The 13568-nt window shown below is 39.6% G+C and carries 9 protein-coding genes and 1 other RNA gene; 1 reads left to right on the top strand and 9 read right to left on the bottom strand.

The window, feature by feature from the left end:
- Position 1: 1 nt before the first annotated feature.
- The 3 genes from drmA to G3352_RS17535 form a co-directional block, all read right to left on the bottom strand.
- Positions 2-3280: a DISARM system helicase DrmA gene (gene drmA / locus G3352_RS17525; RefSeq protein ID WP_163758366.1), complete on the bottom strand. Its 3279-nt coding sequence runs from the start codon at positions 3278-3280 to the stop codon at positions 2-4.
- Positions 3281-3464: 184 nt separating this feature from the next.
- Positions 3465-4091 carry a hypothetical protein gene (locus G3352_RS17530; RefSeq protein WP_163758368.1) on the bottom strand — a complete coding sequence of 209 codons (627 nt, stop codon included), beginning with the start codon at positions 4089-4091 and terminating at the stop codon, positions 3465-3467.
- Positions 4088-5056, bottom strand: coding sequence for a hypothetical protein (locus tag G3352_RS17535; protein WP_163758370.1), 969 nt, complete (start codon positions 5054-5056; stop codon positions 4088-4090). Before G3352_RS17535 ends, G3352_RS17530 begins: the two co-directional genes overlap by 4 nt.
- Positions 5057-5168: 112 nt before the next feature.
- Here G3352_RS17535 and G3352_RS17540 point away from each other — a divergent pair, with 112 nt between their 5' ends.
- Positions 5169-5354 (top strand): YolD-like family protein, encoded by a 186-nt coding sequence (locus G3352_RS17540; RefSeq protein WP_163758371.1) that lies wholly within the window; start codon positions 5169-5171, stop codon positions 5352-5354.
- A gap of 68 nt (positions 5355-5422) precedes the next feature.
- On the opposite strand, the gene G3352_RS17545 is transcribed toward G3352_RS17540, so the two are convergent.
- The 6 genes from G3352_RS17545 to eno all read right to left on the bottom strand — a co-directional run bounded on the left by G3352_RS17545 (position 5423) and on the right by eno (position 13431).
- Positions 5423-6664, bottom strand: coding sequence for an MBL fold metallo-hydrolase (locus G3352_RS17545; protein WP_163758373.1), 1242 nt, complete (start codon positions 6662-6664; stop codon positions 5423-5425).
- A gap of 110 nt (positions 6665-6774) precedes the next feature.
- Positions 6775-7139: a transfer-messenger RNA gene (gene ssrA, locus G3352_RS17550) on the bottom strand.
- Between the two features lie 663 nt (positions 7140-7802).
- A complete protein-coding gene (gene smpB, locus G3352_RS17555) occupies positions 7803-8285 on the bottom strand; it encodes an SsrA-binding protein SmpB (RefSeq protein WP_024629496.1) in 483 nt (160 codons plus the stop codon).
- A 180-nt stretch (positions 8286-8465) separates the two neighbouring features.
- Positions 8466-11243, bottom strand: a complete 2778-nt coding sequence (gene rnr / locus G3352_RS17560) for a ribonuclease R (RefSeq protein ID WP_163758375.1) — start codon at positions 11241-11243, stop codon at positions 8466-8468.
- 448 nt (positions 11244-11691) lie between these two features.
- Positions 11692-11925 (bottom strand): preprotein translocase subunit SecG, encoded by a 234-nt coding sequence (secG, locus tag G3352_RS17565; protein ID WP_024629498.1) that lies wholly within the window; start codon positions 11923-11925, stop codon positions 11692-11694.
- Positions 11926-12144: 219 nt separating this feature from the next.
- On the bottom strand, positions 12145-13431 hold the full coding sequence (gene eno / locus G3352_RS17570) for a phosphopyruvate hydratase (RefSeq protein ID WP_076291983.1): 1287 nt from the start codon (positions 13429-13431) through the stop codon (positions 12145-12147).
- Positions 13432-13568: the final 137 nt, after the last annotated feature.

The following is a 13568-nucleotide window of genomic DNA, read 5'->3' on the forward strand; positions in this document are numbered from 1 at the left end:
TTCATCCCTCCCATAAATAAAGGCCTACTTCATTCTGTACGTTCCTCATACTATTTAATGTCGACTTCTCATGGTCAACCCCATCTTCCCCAAATACTTTAAGTAATCTCTGTAATCTTTTCATTCTGTATCCTGGATTAAATGTAGATACGTGATAATATAAGTTTTTGTATTTCCTAGATAAATTTATCCATTCATCGAAAAAGTATCTAATATCCTCCAATGCTTTTTCCCAGTTATTCGGATCCACTGTCATAACTCTATCTTTAACAGTTTGTAAAACTTTGTTTATATCTTCTTCACTCAATTCTTCAATAGCTCTCGCTCCAACTTTGTTATCTCTTAACTCCTCAAACTTGCCTCTTAAAATTGCTATTAATGCTGCATGTAGGCTTCTTTCTCTAGATCTCGCTGAAAAAGGAGTCGCTGAATTACCTTCAACATATCTGTATAAATGAGAATGATAAGTGGTGAAATTCTCATAGTGTGATAGATCCCTCGATCTATATGCATTATAAATAGTTATTACCAACCCAGGAGTTTTTCTTCCTATCCTTGAAGTAGCTTGAATATATTCGGCTGTTGTTTTTGGTTGTCCTGTTACCGCCATTAATCCTAGCCTTTCAACATCCATACCTACCTGAATCATGTTAGTCGCAACAACAACATCATAAGCATATCCCTTTTCGCCATAGGAAGTTTCTAACTTTTCTAACACTTTAGGTATCTCTCTTGAGTTTTTTCTAGAAGTTATTTCATCGTAGATCAGGTTCGTTCTAGGCCATTTATCTTTATTTTTTTCTTTTAAAACAAGTGTTCTCGCTGGAATGTCATCTTGTATTAGTCTTACAGCTCCTCCTAGTTCTCTTTTACTATTGTAATAGCCAACTAATGTCCAGAAAGGGTCAATAAACTCTTTATAAATAGGATCATTTTTATACCTTTCGGCAGTTTGTAATAGAACAGCATACACACGTGAAACTGTTGTTTTCATAGAAGTGTATGGTGAGCTGACACCTATATATTCTCTGAAAGGATATTCACCTATACTTTTTTCACATGCAAAATAGGAATCGTCAGAATCATGCCCATTGGGTGGAAATTGATTAAATGTTGTTCTAGCATATAAAGAAGTAATTTGTTTATCAGCATTTTTTATTGTTGCTGTTGAAGCAATATATTTTGGAAGTATAACCTTTTCATTTTCATATACTTTTGACAATTCATCTATAGCCATCTCATAACTGCCATAAATAGTTCCTAACGGTCCTGTAATCAAATGAAGTTCATCTTGTAGTATCAGTTCTGGTGGATAAAAAGGTTTTACTACTTTCTGTTTCCCTTCTTTTATATGTCCTTTTTCAGTACAAACTTTTATAGATTCAATATCCAATAAGCTTCCACAGTCTGTACACGCGAGATTCCTTTTTCCGAATAGAAGGTTTGTCTTCTCTTCGAAAGTAATTCTAGCAAACTTATCAACCGTTCCGATTATTACTGAAGGCGTCTTTTTGTAGATATCTTCATCAATTAAGTAAACAGGAATATGGGAATGATTAAAGTAACATTTTTTATTAGAACAAAAGACTTTAAAACTCTTGTTTTCTATATCTAATTTATATGATGCTTTCTCAATTTTCGAACCACAGCAAGGACACTTAAGAATTTGACCTCTCAAGTTTTTTATTTTGTTTTCAATTTTATAAGATTGGTTATATTTACTCTCCACTAATTCTGAGTACTTATTTATCGTGACAGTACTTCCTACCCAGAACCCAATTGAAAACTCTTCATCTCCGAAAAGGGTAGTATTTTCGCTCCTTAATAATTCACATGCAGAAATGAGCCTTAACATCCTATCTCTTTGTTGAGTTGTTAGAAGTCTAAGAGTATACCTAACAATTACTGTAACTCCACCATCCTTCTCATAATGAGAAGATTCTCCTCTAGTAATTCTTCTATGAAATAATAAAAATGCAATCACACCAAGATAGGCTTCGGTCTTACCGCCACCAGTAGGGAAATAGAGCAAATCTAAAACATCTCGGTCATGTGTATTTGGGAAAACAATTCCTTCAATGTTAAGAAGAACAAATCCTATTTGAAATGGTCTCCAAAAAGAATGGTCATATTGATAATTCTCAAGACTCTTACTAGCATCTGTATTTCTTGAGTACATTCCCATACTTCTAGAGAGGTGTAGTGATCTATTCATGTGAACAAATGAACTAAATGCCTTATTGTCATTTTGGAGTATTTTGATTCCCTTTGACATCCTAGATAAGTTCTCCATACAGACATTTATCTTATCGCTTCCGATATCCATGTATGTCGGATTTTTCATATATTCATGAAATCTCATTCTTTCAATCCATACCTTATAATCTTCTACAAGATCAAGGAGTTCGCTTATAATTTCTTCTTTATTGCTGGGTTCTGAGTATTTTAACATTGAGAAATAGCCCTTAAACTCAGCGATTTCAGCATCAACTCCATTGATCTCTTTGGTTGGAATAAAACTTGTTAATATTCTTTTAGCGGTGTGACCAGTAACGTCTTCCCATTCAGCAGCACATCCATATCCTCGTGAAAAAATAGGCTTTTTGTTATAAAAAAAGTCCTCCTCCTCAATTTTAGAATGTGCATAAGATTCCGATAAGAATATCTCTGTATCATCAGTAGATTGCAAGATTAACTCAACTTGGTATATATGTTTAGTAGGATCATTAGCTTCCTCTTGTTTCCTTCTGTTCTCTACGTATACTGAGACCATTTTATTATTATTATGCAATTTATGTGTTATCCAACTAATATATATTTCTTTTTCGATTAACTCTCCAGCAACGTTCCCACTAGTGATGTCAACTATTTTTGTGAACTCTCTAGCTTCTCTTTTATATTTACGCGTGCTTATTTCTTCTTCATTAGATACATTTACTATATAATCAGCCCATCTTACTTTTGCTAATATTGTTTGTGCGTCATTCGATAAAAACACTTTTAACCCGGCAGAACTTTGTTTATTTTTACTTGGATGAAGTTCCTCAGAAAGTTCTGTAGACTCAAATTCATCCTCGTCATTTTCTCCCCGATCTTCCTCAAAAATACTACTATCTAGTTCATCAATTATCACATTTTCTGAAATTGGGCTTAACCTTCCCATAATGTAACTTGATGCAGGGCTCTCGTAGAGTACCTCATTTTCATCATAAGGACCTATTAGGTCTTTTTTTAAATTTTCAACGAATTTTTCCCTCAACTCTTTATATCCATTTCTCATGGTTATATCCCACCTTTAAATCTCACCATCATTGGTATGATTTGTATTTCTCATGATTTAGTATAACATTAAAAATCAGAAAAATGTCATAATATGAGTCTTTGTACTCTTTACACAAACACAAAAACTAAAAACACATTGCACAAAAAAAGGGTACCCTTTAGGAGCAACCTTTTTTTGTGCATTATGATTTTTTTTCATTTTCAATCTGTTGTATAGCACTTGCTACAGCATGAGTTGAAAATAGTTGATATAAATTATATATAAATGACTTCATCTCTATTAAAGCATTTATAACAAAAGTTATATAAGAGCTGATAACTACAGCATACAATGTATCATTTGTTTTTTTACTGAAAAATAAAAGACTCCAGTCCTCGGGAATATTGTTTAAGAAAATACTTAATACAAAATTAAAAATGATGACAAATAAATATAGTAGCGAAATAGAAAAGAAAAAATAATTATATTCTTGAAACTTACTCATTTTTTCTTTATTTACTTTAAGCATAGCTAATAAAGTCTTGCCGTTAGTTAAAGCTTGAAATATCGCATAACCAGTTATAACAATTGAAAATATTGATATAATTATTGATTGTACATTACTAATTATATCTTTAGTAGATTTTATAGCTTCAATATGTTCATTAAAGAGAAACAGATATGCTATGAAAATTACAATCCAAAATAATAGTAATCCTAATTTCCTTCGTACACTAAGCTTTAAATAAGCTATACTATTCAGAATTAGCTTATTGAAGCTATTATCGTCAAGAATATGTTTTATTGATTCCTTTATATTGTCATTCATTTTTCCTCCTGTTTTCTCTTAGAAAAAAATATCTCAAGCTTTGACAAATATCTTTGATAAATACTAGCATTTTCCACACTAGTATCATTGTAGTGTGGATGGTTTACAACTTTTTCAGAAATTTCACTCATATTCTTGTGAAAAGATGATGATTCATCCAGTTGAATTTTTGTATTTTCGCTAAAATCATTTTCACGTAATGTTCTTCTAGAACCATTATCGTAAACCACTCTCAAGGTTGGTCTTACAGTCCCTTTTGTATCTTTTAATATATCTGTTACTTCTTTATGATTTTGAGGATTATTAAACTGTGTACTTCCTGTCTTACTATCAAGCTTATCCAACATTTCTCTCAATTCATTAAATAGTTCATTTGCAGAGATGTCACCATTCAAAGGGTAGAATCTAAGAACAGCACTTTCAATTTTACTAATATTTTTGAGTTCTTCTTCAATTTTCCCTGAGTGAGGAACAGTTACAACATTAAGGTTGGGTTTGGGTAATCTATTTTCGTTTTGACTTACATTTCTATTATGTTCTCTAACGTACATAGATAGAATATGTGAGGCAGTTCTATCGAAATCAGTCACAGTCGGACTACCTTTTTGATTCTGAACCAGTACCATTCTATGGTTCTGGAGATTGATTATAAAATAAGAAAATGGATCAGACTGCACTAAATCATTGGTTGTGGTTAACACTCCTTGTTCATCATATCTTGTTTTGATTTCAAGATGTGTTTTTTTCACAATTAATCCCATTAACACAAAAACTCCATTTTTGAAATTCAATTCAACTTCTTCAAATAAAAATTCATTATCCGACTTAGGTTTTTTGTATACCGTCCCCCGTGTAAATGCAGGGAAGATTATCGTCTCAAAGTAACTAAGCAGCGGTTCATTATTTTTGTCCTTACTAAAAGTACAGTTAAAATTTGCTACATACAGGTTTTTCTTCTCAATCACTTAATACATCTCCTCATTCGACTTTCTCCTCATCATCCCATGTCTAACTCACTATTTCCATAAGATATTTTGTCGTAATTTGTCGTTTAAGGGGTCGAGCATCTAGACTCGCATGAGAGAACAGGAGAGACGTGGGAAACCTGTACTGGATGATCAGGAAGTGCAAGAGATCGAGAGAGCTCTGGTGGAGTCTTATAATAAACGATGCACAATTGACCTAATTGTTTTTAATCCCTTTGAAGATGAACAAGTACCAAGTAATACATTATTTGAGTTCATGTCATGTCACATTTTATAAGGGAAATTTTATATAAAAACATCTTAGAACCCTTTTCTAAGATGTCTTTTTCAGAATTTATAAGTAAATTACTCAAACTGGAAAGTTATAACCATTCCAACCAACTCATTCCCATTAATGAAACTTTTGTTTTTCGAAACCAGTTCATTAACTATTTGCATACTTGGATGACTATATTTATTAGAGAAACCCGCAGATGCTAGATACCAATCTAGGTTATGACAATCACTAACTATTTTATTGTTCCAATTATGCTTTGATCCATGATGAGGTAATAACATAAAAGATATATTATGTAATTCTTTGTTATAATGTTTTTTCCATTCATCGTAATTATCTTGTTTATTTAGGCAAATATCACCACATAGCATTTGTCCTGTAAAAGAAGTTGATAGATTATGATTATGGAACCAGGTGAAACCAAAGAGATCTTCATTATTTACAAGTGTTGCACAACCTTCAACATATGAGTAGATTTTAATATGATCACTTCTGATAGGTTCATGGTATACAACAAGGGATGTATCATTAAATTTAGCCCCTCTTTTATTAAAACAACTGGCATAGCATTCAGCTATTTGCTCTCTAACTGATTCATCTTTTAATTGCTTATTTAATTCCTTAATATTATCTAATTCTAGTATGGAAGTTATTTCAGCCTCAAACTTATCAAGAACAGTAGATTCTGTTTTCAAATTAAAAAATTTAAACTTCCAGATATTCCTCAATATCATGTATTGGTCATGCTTCAAAACAAACAATTTCTTCCTATTCAACTGTTCTCCATAATATGTATCAACTGTAAGCTTCTCAATTAAATCAGAATCTTCCTTTATTGAAACTAAATTAAAAACATTATTATCATTGTTATCAATCTGAAAGTCTTCATTATCTATACTTGTTGTTCCACTTCCTGGTGCAATAAGTACAACCCGCTGGACTCGTCTTTCTTCGCTCAGAAAGAAACGCACTGGATCAATCAACATCTCGAGACTATATTGCGATTTACCATAGTTTGGTTTTGCTAGTAAGAGTGCTTTTTCTACGTTGCTTATATAGGGTAAAATAACAGTGTCTACTTCAAATTTTGATAATAATAATTCAATACCGTTTATATGATCTTCATGAAAATGAGAAATCATCAATACATCTATTTTATTTCCATTACATCTTAATTCAAATTCTGAAATCATTTCCTTTAATTTATTAATGTTATTGCTACCACAATCATATACTATAATTGAATTATTAATATTGCCGTTATAAAATAAACCTTGTCCTATCGGTTCAACCTTGAAATTTACTTTCATATAATTCTCCTTTTCAGATAGATCAAATTGTATGTTAATAAGGTAAAGTCTACTTTATGTCTACATTTTAGACAATAGAAAAAAACCAACCATATGCTGGCTGGCTTTTTTAATGGAGGCGAGGGGAGTCGAACCCCTGTCCGAAGATAACGACACATAAGCTTCTACGGGTGTAGTCACAGTTTTGATGTCACCCGAGTATCGCCCCGTAACCGGCTATACGTTGGGTCAGCCTGATTGTCTTCTTCAGCACACCCCAGGCGGAGATGTGACAGCGTATCCCACTACTTGTTAGCCCCTAATCCTGTCACATGGGCGATGCAGGTTAGAAGCACGCACACAGTTTCTTAGGCTGCGAAAGCGTAGTTTGTTTGTTGTTTGCCGTTTAATAGGCTTTAGCGTTGATGAAGTGGACGCGTCCCCACTACCCGCTACCCATGCTCGAACTATCCCCGTCGAATCCATAAACGCCCCCTCATATAAGAAGGGCTCCAGGATTAATCCGTGAATACGGAGCAAAGGTGCTGCACATCTTTTTCCTCCAAGGTAAAAAGATGCTTCTTTCAAACTCGGCATTCCTGTTTGCTACAAGAACATCATAACATAGGAACAATCACCGATATAGTACAGATTGCTGGAAGACGTTCCAGCAGACTGAGCAACTGTGCAAGTTTAACCAACACACATATGAGGCTCAAGCGTCTACATATTATACCGCGTCCCTCAAGGGAAGTAAAGTTGAGTACCGAATGCCAACGATTCACAAACAGTTCCACTTAACTATCTTACCCACGATCCGAACAAACTACGCAGCCATCTGCAAACTTACTCCATCAACCTTGCCAATAAACCATACAGTTTTAACTTGTACTAACCTAACATCTTAATAGACAGGATACGTGGCAACAACTGGTGTATCTCATATCATAACCGGCACAATAATCTGACTGGCGCACGGCAAATGAGCGTGTTGCGCCAAACTCATTACACCGCTTCCCCTTAACAAGGAACCTCTAATCAGATCAAAAAAATCCCAAGCTCCACCCAACTACGGGTAAAACCTGAGATCTTAATTTCTAACATAATGCACTTATCACTAACTAACTTGCCATGCGCAATTCACGCATATCAATTCCAATTAACGAGCAACCTTCTGCTTCTCGCGCAGTACCCGTTGAATATCACGTTGTGCATCGCGTTTTGCAGCAGACTCCCGTTTATCGTACTGCTTCTTACCTTTACCCAGTCCAAGTAAGAGCTTCGCATACCCGTTACGAATATAGATCTTCAGCGGCACAATGCTGTATCCGTCCTGCTTCGACAGCCCTAGCAGTTTGTGAATTTGCACTTTATGCATCAGCAGTTTGCGCGTACGGGTTGGATCAATTGGATTATGACGGTTCCCTTGTTCAAAAGGACTAATATGCATATTGTGAATATGAATCTCACCGTTCCGAATCGTGGCAAATGCATCGCCAATATTCGCACGGCCGTTACGAAGAGATTTTATCTCCGTTCCGGTAAGCACCATGCCCGCTTCATACGTATCTTCAATGAAGTAGTCATGGGAAGCCTTTTTATTCTGTGCAAGCACTTTACTCTGTCCATCATTCTTGCCCATGTCCTCACTCCTTCTCCGTAAAATAAGCCGGTACCTATGCTCTACAGCAGCGCACCACACATTTCCTCAGGTACCACATGCCAGACCTTAATTGTAGCAAGGACCGCTGTTAAAATCAAGAAAGAGGCGGTCTGCGCCGCCCCTTCTCATTACACTCATTTCATGTTCAGCGAAACGCGATTACTTTTTCTTCTTCCGTACAAAAGCCGCCGTTCCGTTGGCAGGTGCACCTTTATTCTTTTTACGCTTACGACGTGGTGCTCCGCCTTCCTGAACACCGCCTGGTGTAGCTCCTTCTCCGATAAACACACCGCTAGGTGAGGTGTTTTTGCGTCCACTACCGCCTTTGCCACCCTTACCTCCGCCTTTGCCGGATTTGAAGCTCCCTTCACCGCGACTGCTACCGCTGTTCAGACCATTCCCTTGTCCACTAGCTGAAGTGCCTTCCTGGCCACCTGCTGTAGAGCTATAACCACCTTTGCCCGAACCAAAACCAAAGCTTACCGCTCCCTTGCTCCGGCCTGCTGATCCGCCAGTATCTCCAGCACGACGCTCTCCTCTCGGTTTGCCGCCACCTTTGCCACCCGCGCTTCCGGCTGTGTTCGAAGCTCCGCTACGACCGCCACGGCCGCCTTTGCTGCTTTCATCGGCAGATCTGCCACCACGGCTGCCTCCAGTACCAGTTGGGGCACCTTTACCACCACGTGAGCCACTGAATCCACCGGAACCACTCTTCGCGCCACCGCGTCCTCCGCCACCAGCAGGACGTCCACCTTTACCTCCACGTCCACCAGTGAAGCCACCAGGACGTTCGCCGCGAGGTTTCATGTCGACCATTTCAAAGTCAATCGTGTACTCTTCCATGCTCACACGCGCCACACGAATCTTCACCTCATCACCGATGCGGAAGACCTTGGAGGTGCGTTCGCCAATCAGAGCCATATGTTGATCATCAAAATGGTAATAGTCGTCTGTGAGCGCACTCAGGCGAATCAGACCTTCTACCGTATTCTCCAGTTCAATGAACATACCGAAGCTGGTAACACTGCTGATCATGCCTTCGAACTCTTCGCCGACTTTATCGAGCATGTACTCGGCTTTCTTCATTTTCTCTGTATCCCGCTCAGCTTCAACCGCCACACGCTCACGTTCCGAAGACTGTTGCGCAATATCGGCCATACGCCCAGCCAAATACTCCTGACGGTTCTCAGGCAAGGCCCCATTGTTCTCAATTACTTCCCGAATAACACGGTGAATGACGAGATCGGGATAACGACGGATCGGTGATGTGAAGTGACTATAGAATTCTGCCGCGAGGCCAAAGTGACCTGACATTTCAGAATCATACTTCGCCTGTTTCATGGAACGCAGCATCATTGTACTGATAACCGTCTGTTCTTTCGTTTCTTTAATATCCTCAAGAAGGGATTGAAGCGCCCGTGGATGAATCGCGTTGCCACGTCCCTTGACGTGGTGTCCGAAATTCGCCGCAAAGGCGAGAAAATTTTGCAGTTTTTCCTGATCTGGATCTTCATGCACACGATAGATGAACGGAACCTTCAACCAGTGGAAATGCTCCGCTACTGTTTCATTGGCTGCCAGCATGAATTCCTCAATGATTTGCTCCGCAATCGAACGCTCCCGTTTCACGATATCCACTGGTTTGCATTCTTCATCCACGATGATTTTGGATTCTTCAAAATCAAAGTCAACCGCACCGCGGCGCATACGCATCGCACGAAGCTTCAAGGCAATCTCTTTCATCAAGTGGAAATCATCCACCAGATCCTTGTAACGCTCCAACAATTCAGGCTCTTCACCTTCAAGAATTTTACGAACGTTGGAATACGTCATCCGTTCTTTGGTCTTGATCACACTTGTGAAAATGTCGTGTTTCACAACTTTCATCTGGTCGTTGAACTCCATCTCACAAGAAAGGGTCAAGCGATCTACTTGTGGGTTCAAACTACAGATCCCGTTGGACAACCGTTGCGGAAGCATCGGAATAACACGGTCCACCAGATACACGCTGCATCCGCGGTTGTAAGCCTCCTGGTCCAACTTGGAGTTCTCCTGCACATAATAGCCTACATCGGCAATATGAACGCCCAGACGGTAGTTACCGTTAGGCAGTTTCTCCACATTGACAGCGTCATCGAGATCCTTCGCGTCTTCGCCATCAATCGTAACGATATTAAGTCCACGCAGATCACGGCGACCTTGCTGGATAATTTCTTCTTCCGTAATGGCATCCGGTGCTTTTTCCGCTTCTTCCACCACTTCATCCGGGAAGGCTTCAGGCAGCTGATGTTTACGGATTACGGACAAAATATCAATACCCGGCTCATCCTTATGACCGAGAATCTCGATCACTTCACCTTCTGCTGCTGCCCGGCCCTCTGGATAGCTGATAATTTTTGCAACAACTTTTTGCCCATCTACAGCTCCATTAAAGTTCGTACGTGGGATGAAGATATCTCGGTTAATCCGCTTATCGTCCGGAATGACGAAACCAAAAACCTCGTGGCTTTGGAATACACCGACCACTTGCGTGACCGCACGGGTAACAATACGGACAATCTCACCCTCCAAACGCCCACCAGAAGGCCCTTGAGAAGTAACCTTAACAAATACCGTATCGCCGTTCATCGCGCTTTTCATATCGTTAGCGTGGATGTACACATCCGGATGTTCCCGATCCTCAGGGATGAGGAAAGCAAACCCCTTTGCATGAGCCTGCAAACGTCCGCGCACCAAATCCATACGTTCTGGCATACCGTAGCGGTTATTGCGGGTCAGCAAGACTTTGCCGGATTCCTCCAGCGTATTAAGCATAATTAAAAAGGCTTTGAAATCAGCCGCATCTTCAATCTCGAAGTGCTGTTCCAGTTCCTGATAAGTCATCGGTTTATAAGCGGTTTCCCGCATGAAGTCGAGCAATTGTTGTTCTGTTATCATTAATATTCACCTCGGGAAACATAAAAGTGTAATCTTGTCTCATCTCTCTATGTAACAGTAACCTTACAGATGTAAAGCCCTTTACCGCAGGCCTCACTATCTCATACCCTAGTATACACGAATTCAATCCGGCGCATCCGTACCCTGCAAAATAAACCAAGCATGCATGGCCCCTTGCATAACCGCGCTTTCATGCATCATAACAGCATTTATGCTACATGTGTTTTGCTCTCGAAAAGACAGAAAAGAATCGGCCCAGAACAGGGCGAATATGTAGGAAGGTAACCGAACGGAAGTGAGAAGAAATCGAAGATCAGAATCATGTGGTTCATTGGAAAAGACTGGTCATGGATGAATTTATTAAAAAACCTCCGTTTCTTCTCGAAACGAAGGTTAATCATTCAAGCGTTCCTGCTCGAAACTATCGCGTTACATAAGGCACTCCAGCTTACTTGGAGACAACCGTAACGATGATAGACAAAATGAAGAATCCTGCACCCAGTACAACTGTTGCACGTTGCAGGAAAAGATCCAGTCCGCGCGCTTTCGTTTTACCGAAAAGATGTTCCGCACCACCGGAGATGGCACCCGCCAAACCAGCGCTTTTCCCGTGCTGCAGCAATACTACAGTGATTAGACCGATCGAAAACACCACGAGCAGCAATTTCAAAGCAATATCCATTCTTTCCACCTCCTACCCATGTGGGCATAACATCTCACCATAAAAACAGTTACTTTAATTGTAACACAGCTATTAATGTGATACAAGTAGTGGCATTTCCTCAATTACTGAGATAACCCCACCATTCTCAACCTTTTAATCTTCTTAAGTAATTAAAATCAACTTAATAAAAAAGACAAGCCGGTTACCCGGCTTGCCCATGAGTTGTCGTAAGACAACTTATTTTTTGAGGTTGTAGAAACCTTTGAGACCATTGTATTGAGCAAGTTCGCCCAGTTGATCCTCGATGCGGAGCAATTGGTTGTACTTCGCGATACGGTCTGTACGGGAAGGAGCACCCGTTTTGATTTGACCCGCGTTTGTTGCAACAGCGATGTCAGCGATTGTGCTGTCTTCGGACTCACCGGAACGGTGGGAGATTACAGCAGTGTATCCTGCACGTTTAGCCATTTCGATTGCATCGAATGTTTCAGTCAATGTACCGATTTGGTTAACTTTGATCAGGATGGAGTTACCGATACCTTCTTCGATACCTCTACCCAGGCGCTCTGTGTTCGTTACGAACAGGTCATCACCAACGAGTTGTACTTTGTCTCCCAATTTTTCTGTGAGCAATTTCCAACCATCCCAGTCATCTTCAGACATACCGTCTTCAATTGTGATGATTGGGTATTTCTCAACCCATGAAGCCAGAAGGTCAACATACTCAGCGGAAGTGTAAGATTTACCTTCGCCAGCAAGTGTGTACTTACCATCTTTGTAGAACTCAGTGGAAGCTACGTCCATACCCAGGAATACGTCAACGCCTGGTTTGTAACCTGCTTTTTCAATTGCTTCGATGATTGTAGTGATTGCTTCTTCGTTAGAACCAAGGTTCGGTGCGAAACCACCTTCGTCACCTACAGCTGTGTTCAAACCTTTGGAGCTCAGTACGGATTTCAGGTTGTGGAAGATTTCCGCACCTACACGAAGAGCTTCTTTGAAGCTTGGAGCTCCAACTGGAAGAACCATGAACTCTTGAACGTCGATGTTGTTGTCAGCATGCTCACCACCGTTGATGATGTTCATCATTGGTACTGGAAGTGCTTTAGCGTTGAATCCGCCCAGGTAAACGTACAATGGCAGATCCAGAGCGTCAGCAGCTGCACGAGCTACAGCCATGGATACAGCCAGGATTGCGTTAGCACCCAGTTTACCTTTATTTGGCGTACCATCCAAAGTAATCATCAATTTGTCGATACCCAGTTGATCCAATGCATCCATACCGATTACTTCTGGAGCGATTGTTTCGTTTACGTTTTTAACAGCTTGCAGAACGCCTTTACCGAGGTAACGGGATTTGTCGCCATCGCGAAGCTCAACAGCTTCGTGGGCACCAGTGGATGCACCGGATGGAACAATAGCGCGTCCGATTGCGCCGGACTCCAGGTATACTTCAACTTCAACTGTAGGGTTACCGCGGGAGTCGAGGACTTCGCGAGCGTACACGTCAGAAATAATAGTCATGAGTGATAATCTCCTTTTAATTTGGAATTTTAATTTTGGACCAAATTGTGTTTGCCCTTATTTCACTACGTCAGCAGAATCGTCTTCCGATCGCTGTTATCTCCTGATTTCTTTGAACTTATCTTCATAAGTTGAAA

This window comes from Paenibacillus sp. ALJ109b (assembly GCF_010747435.1).
Classification (GTDB): domain Bacteria; phylum Bacillota; class Bacilli; order Paenibacillales; family Paenibacillaceae; genus Paenibacillus; species Paenibacillus taichungensis.